Source organism: Mycobacteroides saopaulense, from assembly GCF_001456355.1.
Lineage (GTDB): Bacteria > Actinomycetota > Actinomycetes > Mycobacteriales > Mycobacteriaceae > Mycobacterium > Mycobacterium saopaulense.
Genome location: NZ_CP010271.1, coordinates 3,512,865 through 3,532,331, shown reverse-complemented (window position 1 = coordinate 3,532,331; position 19,467 = coordinate 3,512,865). Strand labels below are relative to the sequence as shown.

15 protein-coding genes are annotated in these 19,467 nt (G+C 65.9%); 7 read left to right on the top strand and 8 right to left on the bottom strand.

All coding sequences use genetic code 11. The annotated features are described in order from the left end of the window. The first annotated feature begins 81 nt into the window (after nucleotides 1-81). From MYCSP_RS17650 to truA, 3 genes are read left to right on the top strand one after another with little or no spacing between them, the layout of a single operon-like run. On the top strand, nucleotides 82-1,134 hold the full coding sequence (locus MYCSP_RS17650) for a DNA-directed RNA polymerase subunit alpha (protein ID WP_070909418.1): 1,053 nt from the start codon (nucleotides 82-84) through the stop codon (nucleotides 1,132-1,134). A gap of 60 nt (nucleotides 1,135-1,194) precedes the next feature. Continuing rightward, nucleotides 1,195-1,755, top strand: coding sequence for a 50S ribosomal protein L17 (rplQ, locus tag MYCSP_RS17645; RefSeq protein ID WP_083013511.1), 561 nt, complete (start codon nucleotides 1,195-1,197; stop codon nucleotides 1,753-1,755). A 9-nt stretch (nucleotides 1,756-1,764) separates the two neighbouring features. Continuing rightward, nucleotides 1,765-2,652 carry a tRNA pseudouridine(38-40) synthase TruA gene (gene truA / locus MYCSP_RS17640; RefSeq protein ID WP_088414545.1) on the top strand — a complete coding sequence of 296 codons (888 nt, stop codon included), beginning with the start codon at nucleotides 1,765-1,767 and terminating at the stop codon, nucleotides 2,650-2,652. 25 nt (nucleotides 2,653-2,677) lie between these two features. Here the strand turns inward: truA and MYCSP_RS17635 are convergent, their stop codons facing one another. From MYCSP_RS17635 to MYCSP_RS17615, 5 genes are all read right to left on the bottom strand, one after another. After that, nucleotides 2,678-3,391, bottom strand: coding sequence for a cutinase family protein (locus tag MYCSP_RS17635; protein ID WP_088414543.1), 714 nt, complete (start codon nucleotides 3,389-3,391; stop codon nucleotides 2,678-2,680). A 61-nt stretch (nucleotides 3,392-3,452) separates the two neighbouring features. Next, nucleotides 3,453-4,004 (bottom strand): cutinase family protein, encoded by a 552-nt coding sequence (locus tag MYCSP_RS17630; protein ID WP_083013514.1) that lies wholly within the window; start codon nucleotides 4,002-4,004, stop codon nucleotides 3,453-3,455. A gap of 132 nt (nucleotides 4,005-4,136) precedes the next feature. After that, nucleotides 4,137-5,126 carry an alpha/beta fold hydrolase gene (locus MYCSP_RS17625; RefSeq protein WP_088414538.1) on the bottom strand — a complete coding sequence of 330 codons (990 nt, stop codon included), beginning with the start codon at nucleotides 5,124-5,126 and terminating at the stop codon, nucleotides 4,137-4,139. A 10-nt stretch (nucleotides 5,127-5,136) separates the two neighbouring features. Beyond that, nucleotides 5,137-5,787: a cutinase family protein gene (locus MYCSP_RS17620; RefSeq protein WP_070909424.1), complete on the bottom strand. Its 651-nt coding sequence runs from the start codon at nucleotides 5,785-5,787 to the stop codon at nucleotides 5,137-5,139. Between the two features lies 1 nt (nucleotide 5,788). Continuing rightward, on the bottom strand, nucleotides 5,789-6,841 hold the full coding sequence (locus tag MYCSP_RS17615) for an EamA family transporter (RefSeq protein WP_088414536.1): 1,053 nt from the start codon (nucleotides 6,839-6,841) through the stop codon (nucleotides 5,789-5,791). A 72-nt stretch (nucleotides 6,842-6,913) separates the two neighbouring features. On the opposite strand from MYCSP_RS17615, the gene MYCSP_RS17610 reads away from it, so the two are divergent. After that, the gene (locus MYCSP_RS17610) at nucleotides 6,914-7,468 is read left to right on the top strand and encodes a CGNR zinc finger domain-containing protein (RefSeq protein WP_162266257.1); all 555 of its coding nucleotides are present in this window, start codon (nucleotides 6,914-6,916) and stop codon (nucleotides 7,466-7,468) included. Between the two features lie 13 nt (nucleotides 7,469-7,481). Here the strand turns inward: MYCSP_RS17610 and eccE are convergent, their stop codons facing one another. Next, nucleotides 7,482-9,116, bottom strand: coding sequence for a type VII secretion protein EccE (eccE, locus tag MYCSP_RS17605; protein WP_088414534.1), 1,635 nt, complete (start codon nucleotides 9,114-9,116; stop codon nucleotides 7,482-7,484). Nucleotides 9,117-9,330: 214 nt separating this feature from the next. Between eccE and eccB the strand changes: the two genes are divergently transcribed. Then, nucleotides 9,331-10,812 carry a type VII secretion protein EccB gene (eccB, locus tag MYCSP_RS17600; RefSeq protein ID WP_088414532.1) on the top strand — a complete coding sequence of 494 codons (1,482 nt, stop codon included), beginning with the start codon at nucleotides 9,331-9,333 and terminating at the stop codon, nucleotides 10,810-10,812. Between the two features lie 30 nt (nucleotides 10,813-10,842). Here eccB and mycP read toward each other — a convergent pair whose 3' ends face one another. Continuing rightward, nucleotides 10,843-12,282: a type VII secretion-associated serine protease mycosin gene (gene mycP, locus MYCSP_RS17595; protein WP_088414530.1), complete on the bottom strand. Its 1,440-nt coding sequence runs from the start codon at nucleotides 12,280-12,282 to the stop codon at nucleotides 10,843-10,845. Continuing rightward, nucleotides 12,279-13,814: a type VII secretion integral membrane protein EccD gene (gene eccD, locus MYCSP_RS17590; protein ID WP_088414528.1), complete on the bottom strand. Its 1,536-nt coding sequence runs from the start codon at nucleotides 13,812-13,814 to the stop codon at nucleotides 12,279-12,281. Before eccD ends, mycP begins: the two co-directional genes overlap by 4 nt. Nucleotides 13,815-14,095: 281 nt before the next feature. Here eccD and eccCa point away from each other — a divergent pair, with 281 nt between their 5' ends. Together eccCa and MYCSP_RS17580 are read left to right on the top strand one after the other, a co-directional pair. After that, nucleotides 14,096-18,079, top strand: coding sequence for a type VII secretion protein EccCa (gene eccCa, locus MYCSP_RS17585; protein WP_088414526.1), 3,984 nt, complete (start codon nucleotides 14,096-14,098; stop codon nucleotides 18,077-18,079). After that, the gene (locus MYCSP_RS17580; protein WP_088414524.1) at nucleotides 18,076-19,452 is read left to right on the top strand and encodes a type VII secretion-associated protein; all 1,377 of its coding nucleotides are present in this window, start codon (nucleotides 18,076-18,078) and stop codon (nucleotides 19,450-19,452) included. The genes eccCa and MYCSP_RS17580 overlap by 4 nt, the downstream gene beginning before the upstream one ends. Nucleotides 19,453-19,467: the final 15 nt, after the last annotated feature.

The following is a 19,467-nucleotide window of genomic DNA, read 5'->3' as shown; positions in this document are numbered from 1 at the left end:
GATGAAGGCGGACCGGCCTGCCCGGCTGGTCCAACACTGACCGGCATCAAATAGCGGGTGCCGAGAAGGAGATAGAAAAGAATGCTGATTTCTCAGCGACCCACCCTGTCCGAAGAGACGCTGGCCGAGAACCGGTCGCGCTTCGTCATCGAGCCCCTGGAGCCGGGATTCGGCTACACCCTGGGCAACTCGCTGCGGCGCACGCTGCTGTCGTCCATCCCGGGCGCGGCAGTCACCAGCATCCGGATCGACGGTGTGCTGCACGAGTTCACCACCGTTCCCGGGGTGAAGGAAGACGTCACCGACATCATCCTGAACCTCAAGAGCCTCGTGGTGTCCTCGGAGGAGGACGAGCCCGTCACCATGTACCTGCGCAAGCAGGGACCGGGCGCCGTCACCGCCGGCGACATCGTGCCGCCTGCCGGTGTGACCGTGCACAACCCCGACATGCACATCGCGACCCTGAACGACAAGGGCAAGCTGGAGATCGAACTCGTCGTCGAGCGCGGTCGTGGTTACGTTCCGGCCGTGCAGAACAAGGCCTCGGGTGCCGAGATCGGCCGCATCCCGGTCGACTCGATCTACTCGCCGGTGCTCAAGGTGACCTACAACGTCGAGGCCACCCGCGTCGAGCAGCGCACCGACTTCGACAAGCTGGTGCTGGACGTCGAGACCAAGAACTCGATCACCCCGCGTGACGCGCTGGCCTCGGCCGGTAAGACGCTGGTTGAGCTGTTCGGTTTGGCACGCGAGCTCAACGTCGAGGCCGAGGGCATCGAGATCGGGCCGTCGCCGGCCGAGGCAGACCACATCGCTTCGTTTGCGCTGCCCATCGAGGACCTGGACCTGACCGTCCGTTCGTACAACTGCCTCAAGCGCGAGGGTGTGCACACCGTCGGCGAGCTGGTTGCCCGCACCGAGTCGGATCTGCTGGACATTCGCAACTTCGGTCAGAAGTCCATCGACGAGGTGAAGATCAAGCTGCATCAGCTGGGTCTGTCGCTCAAGGACAGCCCGACCAGCTTCGATCCGTCCGAGGTCGCCGGATACGACGTCGCCACCGGCACCTGGTCGGACACCGGCTCGTACGACTTCGATGGCGATCAGGACTTCGCCGAGACCGAGCAGCTCTAAACACAATCCGTCCCGGCCCTACCTGATACGGGGGCCGGCCCCGAATAGGAGATAGTCGCAATGCCCAAGCCCACTAAGGGTGCCCGCCTCGGTGGGTCGTCTTCCCACCAGAAGGCGATTCTGGCCAACCTGGCCACCGCGCTGTTCGAGCACGGCCGCATCAAGACCACCGAGACCAAGGCCCGCGTGCTGCGGCCCTACGCCGAAAAGCTGATCACCCACGCCAAGAAGGGCGATCTGCACAACCGGCGCGAGGTGCTCAAGAAGATCCGTGACAAGGACGTCGTGCACGCCTTGTTCGAGGAGATCGGCCCGTTCTACGCCGATCGCAATGGTGGCTACACCCGCATCATCAAGGTCGAGAACCGCAAGGGCGACAACGCGCCCATGGCGATCATCGAGCTGGTGAAGGAGAAGACCGTCACGTCCGAGGCCGACCGGGCTCGCCGGGTCGCGTCGACGAAGAAGGCCGAGGCTCCTGCGGAAGAGGCAAAGGCTGACGAGGCTCCCGCCGAAGAGGCCGTCGAGGTCGAGACCGACACGACCGATGACGCGGCTGCCGAGGCCGAAGGCGCGGCCGATGCCGCCGAGGCTCCTGCTGCTGAGGATGCAGACAAGTAGGACTGACCGTTGGTCACATCTGACAACCAGCCCGCCATCTCTGATGGCGGGCTGGTTCGTTTACGGCTCGATATCGCCTACGACGGAACCGATTTCGCGGGGTGGGCTACTCAAGTAGGCCAGCGCACCGTTGCGGGAGTGCTGGGCGAGGCATTCACGACCATCGTGGGCGGGCCGATGGCGCTGTATGCCGCCGGGCGCACCGATGCCGGGGTGCATGCGACGGGCCAGGTCGCCCATCTGGATGTACCGGCGGAGTGCCTACCCGAGTTGCGGGGCCGGTACCGCCCCGAAGGCGCGCCGGAGTTCGACAGGCTGACCCGGCGGTTGTCGCGCTTCCTGCCCAACGACGTGCGCGTGCTCCAGGTAGTCCGTGCTCCGGCACATTTCGACGCGCGATTCTCCGCGCTGCGTCGGCACTATGAATACCGGTTGTCTACAGCACCTTTCGGGGTGCTGCCGTTGCAGCGCCATGACATCGTCGGGTGGCACCGGCCGCTGGACGTTGGTGCCATGAACGAGGCTTCGCGGAATCTGTTGGGGTTGCGCGATTTCGCTGCCTTCTGCCGACATCGCGAGGGTGCCACCACGATCCGCGAGTTGCAGCGATTCGATTGGGATCTGGACGGGTATCGACTGACCGCACATGTGAGCGCCGACGCCTTCTGCTGGTCGATGGTGCGTTCTCTGGTCGGCGCGGTGTTGACGGTGGGCGAGGGTAGGCGGCCGGTGCGGTGGTGTGCGGACCTGCTGAAGAAGGAAAGGCGTTCAAGTGATTTCGCGGCGGCACCGGCGCGTGGGCTGACGCTGGTCGGGGTCGACTACCCGCCGGACGAGGAGATGGCTGCCCGCGTGCTGATCACTCGTGACATCCGTGTCCGGCCGACGGGGGACTAGCCTTTCTCCACGTGGGAGGTTCCGCCTACTCGGCTTCTTGCTCGCCGTGCCGGTTGAGTTTCGAAGCGACGAAAGCGGCCGCCTCGGCGGGCAATCCGGTGCGCTCGTAGGAGGTATGGGCATCCCAACTGTTGTTGGGCCCGGCCATGCAGATCGGATCTCCCTGATTGCAGAGATCGATTGCGCGCGAACCGTACACACCGGCGATGCCGCTCAGCGGCCCGCCCGTACGGTGCGTGGCGTTGCCGAACGTCGCGATCGCGACAATGCGATCGCCCACCGCGGGCGGGAGGGGCTTGTTGAACCCGATGCCCACATTCGGCACACCGATGATCGTGTCGATCACCTCGGCGCCCATCGAGTACCCGCCGATGACGAGCTTGGTTCGCGGACAGCTCCCAGCGACCGATTGCAGATGATTACTGAGGTCATTGGCGCCGCCGCCGGCCGAGAAGATGCCCGCGTCGTAGTTGACGGGATAGACGTTCATGGTGGCCCCGGTGGCTTGGATTCGCGGAGTCAGGGAATCGACGAATTCGTCGCCGACCCGGCCCAAACCGACCGGCTCCTTGCGTCCCCGTGCAAACGAAACGTCGATATCCGAACACGGATCTGCCGATGCGTGAGGCACCGCATAGATAAGCCCTACAACATTCACCGCTGACAGCGCGAACACCGTCAGGGCGACAAGATAACTCAGGACAACGCCGACCCTCGTGCCCCGCGGATGCGTGGTCACCCCACGATGCTACGGCTCGGCGGGTTCCACCGCGCGCCGTTTCTTCGAAGTCTGCCGGGCTTTACAGCTTGCCGGCCACGAACGACGCCGCTTGCGCGGGCAGGTTGGTCTGCTCGTAGGTCTGATGTGCCGTCCACGAGCGGCCGCCCTCCTGGCAGACGGGGTCACCGGGATTGCACTGGTCGATCCACCGTCCGGCGAGAGGCCCGGTCATGCCGCCTCCGCGGCGGTCGATGTTCCCGAAGGTCGCGATCCCACGAATCCGCCCGGCGACGTCCGGCGGCGGGTTGTTGGCGACGTCGTCGACGACAGTTGCGCCCATCGAGTACCCGCCGATCACGAACTTGGTGTTGGGGCACGATGCCGCGACGTCACTGAGGTGACCACGAAGGTCATCCGCACCTTCTCCGGTGGAGAGCAGGCCGGCGCTGTAGTTCACGGCATAGACGTTCATGCTGCCGATCTTGGGCCCCAGGGCGTCGACGAACGCCTGGCCCACACGACCGAGACCGGGAGGCTCGTCACGGCCGCGGGCAAAGGAGACGTCCACGGCTGCGCACGGATCCGCGGCGGCGGGTGCGGGCTGTGAGAGGGCCACCAGGCCGGTAAACATGAGGAGGGCGGCGAGCAGGTATACGGGCCGCCGGACGTCCGAGATTGCAGGTGAAACAGCACTGTACGTCGTCACAGGCGAATGCTACGGGTAAGTCAACCTGGTTGTCATATCGGTGCGCTATGGGCCTCGTCACCTGGGCGGAAGCGTGTTCAGGAACTCGATCATCGCGTTGTTGACCGCGTCCGGGCGCTCCATCTGTACGAAGTGCCCGGCTCCTTCGACGATCACGGCCGACTTCAGGCCCGGGACGAGGTCGGCCATCACGGTCATCGGATCGCTGCCGAGCATTTCCAGGACCGGGTCGGCCGAACCGGCGACGAAGGCCACCGGTACGTCGATTGGGGTGTTGTGTAGGTGCTCGTTCTGCGCCCATACCAGGTCTTCCGCCCGGTACCAGTTCAGGCCACCGGTGAATCCCGTCCGTGTGAATTCGGCTGCGTAGTAGCCGAGATCTTCCTCGGACAGCCAATTCCACGGCAGGGCAGGGGGGCTCGGAAGTACGTCCAGATAGCCGTTGCGTTTGCCGTCTACTTGCGCTGGATGGTCCCAGCAATCCAAGTATCGGTTGGCGCCACTGAGTGAGTGAAACAGCGCGGCCAGGAATGCCTCTGGCTGCGCGTCCAGCTCGGCTTCCGCCACGCCCGGTTCCTGAAAGTACTCCAGATGTGTGAAGTGTTGAGAGGCAAGGTATTCGAATCCCACACTGGGCTTCACCGGAAGGCGCCGAGTGCGTGGCACCGACAGCTGGAACAGCGCGCGGACCCTATCGTGAGCCCAGGTGGGCATATCCCACACCAGATGTGCGCCGAAATCGTGCCCACAGAACACTGCATCCGGTAATTCCAACGCGTCCAGCAGGCCGACGAGATCGGCGACCGTGGTGCTGCGGTCGTACGCGGAAGCCTCACGTGGCGCCGTGGTGCGCCCGTATCCGCGCATATCCGGTGCGATGACCCGGAATCCGGCCGCCGACAGGGCTGCCAGTTGATGACGCCAGGTGTACCAGAGACCCGGAAAACCGTGGCACAACACCACCGCCGGGCCTTTACCCTGCTCGGCGACATGCATGTCGATTCCATTGACCGGCAGCTGACGATGGGTGATCTGGGAGACAGTCACCCAGGGGAGGCTAGTTCACCCGGGCGGCGGCGAAGTCCGCAGCCTGGTTGATCAGCGCGGGCGGATACGTGGTGTGGGACTTCCAGGTGTCCTGGTTTCCATCCATGCACACCGGGTCGCCGTCGTTGCAGAGATCCAGCACCCTGTCGCCGTATGCACCGGCCAGATTCTGCACCGGCGCAAAGCGATTCACGATATTGCCGAACGTCACGATTGCGCGGATGTGGTCGCCCACCTCCGGCGGCACCGGGTTGTCGAAGGAGAAGAAGTTGCCGATCTGCACGGGGCCGGGCACTCCGAGGGCGGTGTCGACCACGCCTGCCCCCAGCGAGTAGCCGCCGACGACCAGCTTGGTGTCGGGGCAGTTGTTGGCGGTCTGCTGCAGGTGTGCGCTCAGGTCGTTGGCGCCGCCGCCCACGTCGGTGTTGGCGTCGTAGCGCACCGCGTAGACGCTGACGTTCTTCACGCGATTGCGCAGCGCACCGACGAACGCGTCTCCGATGTTGCCGAGGCCGGGCGGCTGACTGCGTCCGCGAGCGAAGGACACTTCGACATTGGGACAGGCGGCGGAGGCGGTGGCCGGGATGACGACCGCCAGGCCAGTGGTCAACATGATTGCCGCAACCGAGACGACCGCCGCGCGAGCGGCGGCGGTGAGCAATTTACTGGCTGGGCGTGGATTCGGTTGTAGCGTCACACACTGAGGTTACGGATAATTCGCTGTCACTGCCATGTGATTTCAATCCCGCAGGTAGAGCAGCTGGGAGTCCCGCGGTGCTGGATTCGGGTTCCGAGGCGGTATCCGCACCCCGGTGTGCCAAAACCAGTCCGGCGAGAATGACCGCTGCCCCCGCGTATTGGATGGGTGCGATGGTTTCCCCGAGCAGCACCCACCCCGCGATCACCGCGCACAGCACTTCGGTGAGGGCGATGAGGGACGCGTAGCTCGGCTTGAGCCGGGCAATGGCGGCGATTCCGGTGAGGTAGGCGATCGCGGTGGTGACCACCCCGAGGACGAGGATGGGCACGTACACCGGCGCGTGCCAGCCCGCGACCTCTACGTCCTGCGTGGAGAAGGCCAGGGGCATGATCCCGGTGAGGCCGAAGCCGCCCACCGCGACGGTTCCGACGAGCAGTCCGCTTGTGGTCAGCGTGATGGGTTGCAGCCCTTGAGCCTTGCCGCCCGCGCGGTGCGACGAGATGAAGTAGTACGCGGCGCATACCGCTGCCCCCAGCCCCCACAGCACCCCCACGGGTTCAACGCGGGATCCGCTGAAGATGTTGAGCACCAACAGCATTCCCGCCAAGGCGAGGGCCGCACCGGCCAGTACCCGGGTGTGTGGGCGCTGCCGTGTGGACAGCCAGGTCCAGGCGATCACCAGAATGGGGCTCAGGAACTCCAGGAGCATCGCCACGCCCACGGACATGTGTCTGACCGCGCCGAAGTAGCAGAACTGGGCTCCGGCCACGGGGATGATGCCGTAGAGCACGACCACCCTGGCGTGGCGGCGAGCTTCGGAGAACCAGCCGGGTGCCACGATGCAGGCGGCCACCACCATGACTGCGGCACCGGCGGCCAGGCGAGCGGTCACCACGGCCGTCAGCGACCAGCCCGCCGCCATGAGCGACTTGGCGAAGGGGCCGGAGAACCCGAAGGTGGCGGCCGAGGCGATGGCGAGTATCACGCCAGCCCGGAAATTGGCCTTGTCGTTCACCGCACCTCCCGCATGTCATGAGTAAAATTCAATACGGTCATGACGGTATAAGCGGAGGATGTCAGGTGTCAAATGATTTTCACTCATGACACTGAGCAGGGGCTGCGATCGGCCGCGGAGCTGATCAACACCTCGCGTAATGACCGGGAGCTGCTCCCGGACCCGGCGGCGTTGCCGCCGCTTCTGGACCGGTACGGCTGGACGGGCCGGCGGGATGGGGACGACGCCGAGCTACGAGCCGTCAAGGCCCTACGCACCCGGCTGGGCGATATCTGGGCACGCATCAACGACGAGGAATACGTGGTCCGCCAGGTCAACGCGCTGCTGGCCGATACCCATGCCTCGCCGTGGCTCACTCGGCACGCCGAGGAGCCCGACTGGCATCTGCACATGGCAGCCAGTGATGCGCCCTTGGCGGATCGGCTTGGCGCGGAGACGGCCATGGTGTTGGCGGATCTGGTGCGCACCGGCGAGCAGCGCCGCCTGAAGACCTGCGCTGCCCCGGACTGCGATGCTGTGCTGGTCGACTTGTCACGCAACAGGTCCCGGATGTTCTGCGACACCGGGAACTGCGGCAACCGGCAGCACGTGGCCGCCTACCGCGAGCGCATGCGCGACGAGCCCTAGCGGTGTGAAAGTGCTACTGCGCGTAGGCCTGTATGGGCCGGCCCAGGTAGGCGAGCTCATCGCTCACCGTCACCAGGCGGACCTGGATGGTCTCACCGCCTGCCGTCAGGAGAATCTGATCGCCATAGCCGTTGGGCTGATCGATGATGACATCCGGATGCGCGGGCAGGGCGTCGTACTCGCTGCTGATGATGTGCAGGGCCGTGCAGTTGCTGGGCAGCGCGGTCGGCTGCATCCCGTCCACCACGGCCAGGGTGCATCGGGGATCGATAAACCCTGGGCCACTGGCAAATTGGATGCGGTTGGCGTCACCGATCGAGGTCACCATGACATCCCACATGTGGGGGCGGTCGGTGTAGACGACCACGAGTGCTCCGATCGCGACCGCTCTGAGCACCACCTGCTGGCAGACGTAGAGCTCGGCGCGCACCACCACTGTGTGCACGCCCTGCCCGGACAGGCGCGCGGCGATGGCGCGCCCGGACATGTCCGATCCGATCAACTGTCCGCAGCCCGATGTCGGCAGATGAATGCCGTCGAGCTCCTCGTTGCTCATCTCGATGCTGCGGGTCAGGTATTCCAGCCCGATGGCGCCCACGGGGAGTCCGGCGAAGAACGCGTCGCGCTGACTCCCGTTGAGCGAGGTCATTCCGGTGGAGCGGCGCACCGGAAGTTGTTCGTCGGTGGCCCACCGAACCAGTGCGCCGACTGACGTGCGGCCCTTCGTGGAGGGGCGCAGCCGCACCGTCACCGTGGTCTCCAGCGTCGGCCGAGCCCACAGCCCCGTCAGGGTGGCGTCGGTGATGTACCACGGGTCGATGCCCATGGCGACGTTGTAGGAGTCGATGAGCATCAGCCCGCTCCACTCCTCGTGCATGGGTGCGCCCGCGTACTGGCGCAGCATCTCGGCGCTGATTCGGTGAATCTGTCCGGCCTGCAGGATGGTGCTGGCGCAGTGGGCCGCGGCCAGTGCACGCCTTACTCGAGCCGTGGCGATGACGGCGCATCTCTCCGCACCGCGTCGGCCGCCGCCGCGGCGGAACACCGCGTCGACGTTCACGCCGGGGTCGAACCTCAGCACCACCCAGACGGTGCGAATGGCGACGGCGGGCAGGGGCCCCACCAGTCGGTCGTATCCACCGCGCAGCACCGTGCCCTGAGCGGTGCGCTGGCCGTTGCTGATGACGTCGATGCTTTCCAGTTCGATGTCGTTCTGATGCATGCACTCCCGCAGAACGCGCAAGGGCACCAATGAATCTGTGGCGCAGTGATCCGGAGTGATGACCGAGGGATGTTGTTGGGTGGCGCTGATTTCCAGCACTGTGATGAGTTTGCCGTTTTCCCAACGAGTTCCGGTCCAGCTGTCTTGGCTGCTGGGAGTGTCGGCAATGCTGCCCGAGCTGCGATAGGTGCGGCCCGTCAGGTACTTGAACCCGGTCACCGCCCAGTGCCTGACCGTCTGGCCGCCCCACCGGCCCAGGACGAGTGCCAGTGACACGATCGCAATCAACAGCGCGGCCCACCACGGCCAGCTGAACAACAACGAGATGAGGACCGCGGCGAGAATCAGCAGCTGTGAGATCACCATGATCTGGATCGGCATCGTCGCCCGACGAACCTGTTCCGGAGCCGCCCCGCTCGACGTCACGTTTCCCCTTCCATCCCGCCCTCTGTCACGCCGTAGCGTCGGTGGTTACCGCCGCGCGACCCGTCCGATCCTTGTGGCTACCACCCGCAACCTATCGTGGTTGCCCAGTATTGCAATAGGCTGCATGGCCGTGTGGCCCGTACGTAGGATCTAACAAGATCTGGGGGCCGGCCTAAAGCTATGGCTAGGTCGTAGATTTCCTGGAGGGGGGACGATGGCGCGACAACCGACAACCCGGCTGCAGGTCAGCGGGTACCGGTTCCTGGTGCGGCGCATGGAGCACGCCCTGGTTCGCCGTGACGTCCGCATGATCCACGACCCGATGCGGTCGCAGTCGAGCTCACTCATGGTCGGCATCGTGCTGGCCACCGTCGTGGTTGCCGGCTGCGCGATCTTGGCCTTCTTTCGGCCCAACATGCCGCTGGGCGATCAGCCCATCGTGATGGGCAAGGACACCGGTGCGGTGTACGTCCGGATTCAGGACACCCTTCATCCCGCGCTCAACCTGGCGTCGGCCCGGTTGATCTCGGGGAACAACGAGAACCCCAAGCCGGTCAAGGACTCGGAGCTGGCGAAGGCGCGCCGCGGTCCGCTGGTCGGGATTCCCGGCGCGCCGGCGTCGATTCCCGGGACGCTGTCGGGTGACGACATCATCTGGACGGTGTGCGACGTCTCGACGCCGCCGCCCAGTTCCACCGTCACCACCACCGTGATCGCGGGCAAGGTGACCCTCGAGAACGGCAACCAGGAAATGCCGAAGGACAGGTATGCCCTGGTGACGGTGAACAGCCAGATGTACCTGCTCTACGACGGCAAGCGCGCCGCGGTAGACCTGACGAACCCCGCCGTGACCCGTGCGCTGCGCCTGGAAGGTGTGACGCCCCGGCCGATTTCGATGTCGGTGCTCAACGCCATCCCCGAGGTGCCGGCCATTGCTCCGCCGCCCATCCCGGACGCCGGTGCGGCGGCGCCGATTACGACTGCGGGTGTTCGTGTGGGGTCGGTCATCAAGATGAGCCGCGCGGACTCCGCGGAGTACTACGTGGTGCTCGCGGGTGGGGTGCAGCGTGTCAACGAGGTCACCGCGGACCTCATCAGGTTCTCCGATTCGCAGGGCGCGCAGGACATCGTCACCGTTGCGCCGGATGTCATCTCCGGGCACCCTAGCCTGAACCTGCTTGCGGTGCAGACATTTCCAGACCGTGCCGGAAAGATCGTGGATGTTCCCGAGAAGTCGGTGCTGTGCAGTAGCTGGAAGCCCGGTCAGGAGAAGACGCAGGAGCACGCCTCCACCAAGCTCTTGATGGGCAACTCGTTGCCGTTGAAGACCGACCAGGTGCCGGTGGTGTTGGCGCAGGCCGACAAGGAAGGCCCCAATGTCGACACGGCCTACATCCCGCCTGCCCACAGCGCCTTCGTCCGCTCCACCGGCCTGGGTGGGGACACCGGACGGGCCGAGTCTCTGTATCTCATCCTCGACACCGGCGTGCGTTTCGGCATCGGCAATCTGGAGGCCGCCAAGGCCCTGGGGCTCACCGTCGATCCCGTTCCCGCGCCATGGCCGGTGGTGGGACTGCTGCCGCCGGGGCCCCGGCTGAGCAAGGAAGACGCGCTCGTCGTGCACGACGGGATGCCGCCGGACAAGACCGGTTTGGCGATCAATCCGTCGACATCGGCCACCCAGGCGCCGTCCTAGAGAACGTCAGGACGACATCGAGGACCGGCGCTACGCCTCGGGGTTGTCCCGGCCCTGCCGGAGCCGGCGAACCGGCGCCAGCATCGCTAGCGCCGCCGCGAGAAATGCCGCGCAGATCGCTATTCCGATGAGCGCGACGCGTCGCGGTCGTGGGTCCGGCGGCGCAGGAGCGGGTGGCAACACCAGCTTCTTGGCCGCATTGGCCCGTGCGAGGTCGCTGGTGGTGCCGAGGTCGTCGCTGACGGCAGCGAGCGCGTCCACCACGCCGAAGCCCAGATATGGGTCCCAGCCGCCGGGCGGGCGATGCGCCGTGTTCTTGATGCGATCCATCACCTCGCGCGCGCTCAGCTGAGGGAAGCGTGAACGCACCAGCGCCACAACGCCACTGACCACCGGTGCGGAGAAGCTGGTGCCCTGGATGGGGACCGGACCCTGATCACCCATGTAGGCGTTGGTCAGCGCGTCGCGGTTCGGGTCCAGAGAGACGATGTCTTCACCCGGCGCGGATACGTCGACCCACGGACCGCCGAGGCTGAACTTGGAGGGCTGCCCGTCGGGCCCGATCGAGCCCACCGTGAGGACCAGGTCGTTGTACCAGGCCGGACTCACCGTCTCCAGGACGGAATCCCAGTCGGGAGTGTTGGGGCGGGCAGGATCCGGTGGCGGATTTTGACTCTTGCACTGCCCGTCGCCGACGTTTCCGGCCGCGACGACCACGACGACGTTCTTGACGTCGACGGCGTACTGCAGCGCCGCCCCCAAAGGCCGATCATCGAGGAATTGTTTGGCGGAGGCGCAGGCCACCTCGGAAATATTGATGACCGTCGCGCCCATGTCGGCAGCGGTACGCACCGCCATCGCAAGGGTGTCCACATTTCCGACGCCGCTGATCTTGGAGGGATCGTCGCGGTCGTTGCCGCCCTTATCCTTCACCGCGAACTTCGCGCTGGATTGGCGGATGGTGATGAGGCTGACGTCCGGCGCGATACCGCTGAAGGCGCTTGCTCCAGTGGGATCCGGTGCGGCCGCGATGATTCCGGCGACGATCGTGCCATGCGCATCGCAGTCCTGAGTCCCGTTACCACCCTCGAAGACGTAGTCCCCGCCGGGAATCAGGGGTGGCAGTCTCGGGCTACGTGCCACGCCGGTGTCGATCACGGCGACCGTCTGGCCGCTGCCGCGCGACAGCTGCCACACCAGTGGCAGATCGAGTCCGCGCTGTTGCGTGGGCACCTTGTTGAGGTCGCGCTTGGGATCGATGCCGGGAAATCGGCACAGTTCCTTCTGTTCGGTGGGCTCGATCGGGGCCGCGGGACGCGGGCCGGGGAGCATGCTCGGGTCCACCGGCAGGGGCGCGAAGGCGTGTGCCGTCGCCAGCACATGCATCGAACCGGTCGCCAGCTGCGACGACATCGCCAACATCACAACGGCTGCAGCGGTGGCGCTACGGCGGACCACGCCGAGGCTCATGGCAGGTTCAATCCCCGCACGGCGCTGTAGACGCCACACACCCAGACGGCGATCGGAACGATCAGAGACAGTGCGATGTATTCGATGATCTCCACCGTGCGGCGGGCGACGGGTGAGTACTTGCGCGCCGAGACCAAGAAGCCCAGCGCGATGGCCGATCCGGCCGCGATCGCCGCAAGCACGGTGGTGTACACCGCGGCTGCCGGGTAGGCGACCGCGATGAAGGCGAATCCCGCGGCGGGAATGGCTATGCCGCCCAGGTTGATGGCCACCGTCTGCGCGAGATCTGCGTGCGAGCGAGCGCGCAGCATCATCGCCAGCGCGATCAATCCGGCCAGCAGCACACCGCTGAACCGGTGCGCGCCGGTGGGGTGATGCTCACCCGCGCCGGGGAAGGTCAACGCCGCGAGCATGGCGCCCACCGCGGTTACGGAGGACGTTCCACACACCAACCCGGTCAGCACGGCGTGCGCACGCAGCGCCTTCTCGCGAAGGTCGGGCAGCGGCGGCAGCGCCGTAGCGTCCTCGACGTCATCGCCCTCGGTGTCGAGTCCATCCAGACCCTCGATGGCTTCGATTGGCGCCGTGGAATGTTCGGGGCGAGAGGGAGCGCCCTGCGTGGGCACCGGGGGAAGGGGCAGCCGGGCGAGGACCATCGCCACCCGGGGTGAAAGTGCCACCGAGCAGATTCCTACCGCGCCCAGCACGGCTCCCAGGCTGTAAATCGGCGGCTCGAACAGCACGTAACCGAGCGCGGCTGCGAACCCGAGAAACGACGCCGAGGCGACCGCGACCAGGGACATCGTTCCGGTACCGGTGGCACGCATGGCCAGGATGGACACCACCATCGCCACCATGAGCGCCAACATGACGTGTGGGGCGCCGTACTTGCCGGGTACGAAGAGGGCGCCCGCAACCGCCGAAAAGCCGACGGCGCAGTGACTCAGCATCACCGAGGCCAGGGGATCGTCGTAGACCCTGTTCGCGAACACCGCGGCGGTGATCGCCACCAGGGCGATCGCCACGGCGATGATGGGAAGCAGCAGGCCGGGATTCGTGGCGCCGGCACGTAACAGCGCCGTCGCGCCGAGCAGGGCGGCCAGCCCGCAGACCGCGGCGCCGAGTATCCGGGCGGCGTTTCGGCTCCATGGATGAGCAGACACGGTGCGGAATGTCGACACCGCGAGGAAGACGTCGTCGAACAGCGGATCGGGTGCGGCGACGTCGGATCGGGTAAGAATCAGTTGATCGCCATCGCGGACTTCCAACTCCCCAAGGGTGCTGGACATCTGCAGCGGTGGCTGACCGGGCCGGGACAAACGCCAATGCGTTTCCACGGCATCCTCCGGGCTGGTCAGCTCGGGGACACCGACGTGCTGGTTGATGATGTCGACGATCGAACCGACCAAGAGGGCCAGCGGGACACTCGTCGGCAGCGCCAGGTCGACCTGGGTGCGCTCAGCCTGAATGGAAACGCGGCACAGTTCGAGTACCGCCGAACGTTGCTCGGCGCCCGACTGCGCATGTGTCATGCTGTGCCCCCTAGCTGGCCCCCGGCCTGGCCCCTGCGTCATTGATCTTTGCGCATGCACACTAGCCGAACGCGGCAGAACGCCGCCAGCGGTTCGCCGCATCCGGGTGCTCGCCGGCCCCGCTACCAGCGACTGCGGCGATCCTGTGAGCGAATTCGTTGCGGCACCGGATATAACGGCCCTATTCTGTAGCCCGCCGTGGGCGGGGCGGTAGCGTGGGGCAAAGCAAATTGCCACGAGATGTGACGCGGGGGAACCGGAGGGCCAGGGGTGAGCGCCGAGTGAACACCACAATCTTTATTCGTCGGCCCCGGCTTGCGGTCCCACGTGTACCGGGTGGCGAGGTCAACGTGCAGCCACCGCCGGAGATTCCGCGGCCGGTGCCCTCGCCGATCATCGCCAAGATCATGCCGCTGGTGATGGTCGTGGCAATGGTGGGCATGATCGCCTTCTTCGTCACCTCGGGAAGTTTCGGTGGCGGCGCAGGCGGTGGCATGATGCGCAGCCCGATGTTCATGTTGTTCCCCATCATGATGATGGTCTCGATGGTCAGCATGGTGTCCAACAGCGGCGGCAAGGGCGCCAAGACCAGCGAAATCAACGAGGACCGCAAGGATTACCTGCGGTATCTCGAAGTGGTGCGCAAGAACGTCACCGATACCGGCGGTGCGCAACGCAAGGCACTGTTGTGGAACAACCCGGACCCGTCCGCGCTGTGGACGTTGGCAGGCGGCCGCCGGATGTGGGAGCGGCGCCCCGGCGACAGCGACTACTGCCATGTGCGCGTCGGAGTCGGCGATCAGCGGCTGGCCGCCCAGCTGGTGGCGCCGGAGATCGGGCCCGTCGAGGAACTCGAGCCGGTTGCATCCGTCGCGCTGCGGCGATTCGTGCGGACGCACTCGCTGGTGCCGGAGCTGCCGATCGCGTTGAACCTGAGAGGTTTTGCCGCCGTCACCATCGATGGCTCGCCCGAGGTGGCGCGAGGGATGTTGCGCGCCATGATCTGCCAGCTGGCGATGTTCCACGGCCCGGACCAGTTCCTGGTCGCGGCAGTGGTCAACCGACACGCGGCACCGCACTGGGATTGGCTCAAATGGCTTCCGCACGCCCAGCATCCGAGCGCATTCGACGGTGTCGGCTCGTCTCGACTGGTCTACCACTCGCTCGGTGAGGTCGAGGAATCGCTGGCATCACTGATCACCGAGCGTGAGCGATTCTCGCGCACCGCTCAGCCCTCACCCGATCGGCCGCAGATCCTCATCATCGTGGACAGCGGCACCCTGATCGGTTCAGAACGCCTCATCGTCGACCACGGCATCGACTCGGTGACCCTCGTCGAGATCGGTACCAGGGTGGATCCGCTGGCCGCCCGTCGGGGTATGCAACTGGAGCTGACCGAACGTGGCCTGGGCGCCAAGGGCAATGTCGGGTCCGAGGTTTTCGCGCACCCCGACCATCTGACCATCACCGAGGCGATGGCCTGTGCGCGCCGGCTGGCGCCCTACCGGGTACTCACCGGCAGTGGCGATGAGGTCCAGATCCAGACCGAGGTCAGCACGCGCTGGTCCGACATCGTGGGGATCGGCGATCCCGGGCTGCTCAACCCGGAAGTGGTGTGGCGCAATCGGGTTGGTCGTGACAGGCTACGTGTTCCGATCGGTATCGCCGTCGACGGCACTCCGATGGAGCTGGATATCAAGGAAGCGGCCGAGAATGGCATGGGTCCACACGGGCTCTGCATCGGTGCGACCGGTTCGGGTAAGTCGGAGTTCCTGCGCACGTTGACGCTCGGCATGATCGCGACCCACTCTCCGGATGCGCTCAACCTGGTGCTGGTGGACTTCAAGGGTGGTGCGACGTTCCTGGGCCTGGACCGGGCACAGCATGTCGCGGCCATCATCACCAACCTTGCCGAAGAGGCAAACCTGGTGTCCCGTATGAAGGACGCCCTCGCCGGTGAGATGAATCGGCGCCAGGAGCTGCTGCGCGCCGCGGGCAACTTCGCGAATGTCACCGAGTACGAGCGTGCCCGCGCCGCCGGTGCGTCTCTCGCCCCGTTGCCCGCACTGTTCATCATCGTCGACGAGTTCTCCGAACTGCTGAGCCAGCACCCGGATTTCGCGGAGCTGTTCGTGGCGATCGGCCGCCTGGGTCGGTCGCTCCACGTCCATCTGCTGCTTGCTTCGCAGCGTCTGGACGAGGGTCGCCTGCGCGGACTGGAATCGCATCTTTCCTACCGGCTGTGCCTGAAGACCTTCTCTGCCAATGAATCCCGTGCCGCCATCGGTGTGCCCGATGCCTACCATCTGCCCAACACCCCGGGGTCCTGCTATCTCAAGGACGATTCGGGAGAGCTGACCCGGTTTCAAACCTCGTACGTGTCCGGTCCATATGTGCCCTACGGGCCGGCGCGTCGAGCAGTCTCCTCAGGGGGAGCGGGTGTCGCCCCGCGCCTTTTCACCGCGGCGCCGGTGGCGTTGCAGATGCGTCCCACGGAAGTGGTCGAAGACGATTCGGCCGCCACCACCGAGGCGACCGGCAAATCGGTCATCGACACAATTCTCGATCGTGTTGAGGGACACGGCAATCCCGCACATGAGGTGTGGCTGCCGCCGTTGGACGACTCGCCCACTCTCGGTGATCTGATTCCCCGTCACGGCCGCGCCGGCTTCGATGCTGTCGGCAGCCTGACCGTTCCGATCGGGATCGTGGACCGGCCATACGAGCAGCGGCGCGACCCGTACATCGTCGATCTTTCCGCTGCCGCGGGCAACGTCGCCATCGTGGGAGCGCCCCAGTCGGGTAAGTCGATGGCGGTCCGTACGTTGGTGACTTCGCTTGCGGTGACACATAGTCCGGCGCAGGTGCAGTTCTACTGCCTGGACTTCGGTGGTGGAACGCTCACCTCACTGTCGCAACTACCGCACGTCGGTTCGGTGGCGAGCCGGTTGGAATCGGACCTGATCCGGCGCACCTTCGCCGAGATGCTGACGATTGTCAGGTCTCGCGAGAACGCCTTCCGCGCCTACGGCATCGACTCGATGGCCGAGTACCGGCGGCGCAAGGGTGCCGGCGACCCCCAGCTCGCGAGCGACCCGTTCGGTGACGTGTTCTTCATCATCGACGGATGGTCCACCGTGCGTCAGGAGTTCGAGGCTCTTGAGCCACAGGTCACTGCACTCGCGGCCCAGGGCCTCGGCTTCGGCGTGCACACGGTGGTGACGGCCTCACGCTGGGCCGAGATCCGGCCCGCCCTGAAGGACCAGATCGGCACGCGCGTCGAGCTTCGCCTCGGTGATCCGCTGGACTCGGACTTCGATCGCAAGTTGGCGCAACTTGTTCCGGATGGCAGGCCCGGACGCGGTATCACCCGCGACCGTCGGCACATGCTCATCGGTCTGCCACGTGTCGACAGTGTGTCGTCCAATCAGGACCTGGGTGAAGCGATCGGTGCGGCCGCGGCGAGCATGCGGCAGCGCAGCTCGGCGGAAGCCCCGCAGGTGCGCATGCTGCCGCACAAGATCGACTACGCCGCGTTGGTTCCACAAGCGCCGCAAAACGATCAACCGAACCTGCGCATCCTCGTCGGCATCAACGAGACCGAGTTGGCACCGACGTACCTGGAGTTCGGCGAGCAGCCGCACATGATGATCTTCGGCGACAGCGAGTGCGGCAAGACAGGCCTGTTGCGCACCATGTGCCGCGAGATCGTCCGCACCACCACCCCGCAGCAGGTGCAGCTGTTCATCGTGGACTATCGCCGCACCTTGCTCGGTGTCGTCGAGACCGAGCATCTGGCCAAGTACGCGATGTCGAGCAACACGCTGGTGGACGAGGTACCGGCACTGATCGAGCTGCTCAAGTCGCGGATGCCCGGACCCGATGTCACGCAACAAGAGCTGCGTGACCGCTCCTGGTGGTCGGGCCCCGAGATCTACATCTTGGTCGACGACTACGACTTGGTGGCGCTGGCGAGCGGAAACCCGCTGCTGCCGCTGGCCGAGTACCTGCCGCACTCGAAGGACATCGGCCTGCACGTCGTCATCGCCCGCCGCACCAGCGGTGCTTCGCGTGCCATGTTCGAGCCGATGATGGCCCGGATGAAGGACCTCTCCTGCATCGGTCTGCAGATGAGCGGTAACAAGGATGAAGGTGTCCTGCTCGGTACGGTTCGGCCGAGCGAGCAGCCACCGGGCCGCGGCACCCTGGTCATGCGCTCGGGCGGTCAACAACTGATCCAGGTGGCTTGGAGCGATCCGCAGTGATTCTCGATCGCGACCCGCTGGCAGGGGCGCGGGTAGCGATCGAGGTGACCGAGACCGCCGTCCGGGCGCGAACCGATGACGGTGTCCGAGAAGCCGGTCGTTCCGATGTGCGGTCGGCGGTAGCCGCACTCGACGACGAGATGGCTCTGTTGCCCGGTCGTGTGGTTCCGTCCCGCGCACTGTGGGCGGCGTTGTTCGAGTCATTACTCACCGACCGGAATGCGCCCGTCAGCCTCGATTCCATGGTGCTGATCCACCCCACGACGTGGAGTTCCGGGCGGCGCACCTTGTTGTCGAGTGCCGCGCGGATGATGGCGGCGACGTTGACGGTCCGGTCACGGGCCTTTGCGCTCGCCGAGCGAGGCGTGCGGGCCGATCTGTCCGGCCGCTCATTTGTCGTGGTCGAGGTGGCAGCTGCCGAGGTCGCCATCACCGTCGTCGGACACGGGTCCGATGGCGAGCCGGCCGCCACGGTTCGTCATCTCGAAGATCGGTCCTGGGAGACCAAGAGCGCGGGCGAGGTCGCACGGGCGGTGGGACGTGCGGTCGAGGAAGTGGTTCGCAACGAACCCACCGGCGTCGCCGCGATCCTCGTCGACTCGTCCGACACCGAGATGGGCGAGGCGATCGTGGACGCGATCGACCGGATCGGACTGACTCCCGGGGTTTCGCAGGTGGCCGAGGATTCGGTGTTCCGCGATATCGGCCAGGTTCCCCGCATCTCGGCGTTCACCGACGAGGCCGCCGAGGAGCCTGCCGCTGCGAGGACCTCCGAGTGGACACCGGCAAGCCCTCCCAGATCTGCCCCGCGGTTTCCCAGGTGGTGGCCGGCCGCCGCGATCGGGCTGGCCGCGGCGATCGTGGTGACGGGTGTCGTGCTGACGGTGGCGTCCACGCGGGAGCGGCCGGCACCGACGACTCCCGTGGTGGCGACCTCGCTGCTGGTGGAGGGTCGTGTGCAGCTCATGGTGCCCGCCGAGTGGGCGGTGCGCCGGATACCCGCGGGCGGCGCCGGATCGGCTCGGGTCGAGGTGATCTCGCCCAAGGACCCCGAGGCGATGGTGCATGTGACCCAGGTGCGGGTGAAGTCCAGCGAGACCTTGGCTGCCACGGCCGACACATTGCGAGCCGCCATGCAGAAGGAGCCACCGGGGGTGTTCACGGATTTCAAGGCCGACGACACCAAGATGGAGCGGCCGGCGGTCACCTATACCGAGGTTCGGGAAGGCCATGACATCGCGTGGACGGTTCTTCTCGACAACGACCTGCGGATAGGCGTTGGCTGTCAATACAAGAAAGGTAGCTATTCTGACGTCAATCAGGCCTGTGAACTAGCAATTCGTACTGCTCGTGCGGTAAAGTCGGGTAGCTAGAAAGATTGCTGAAAA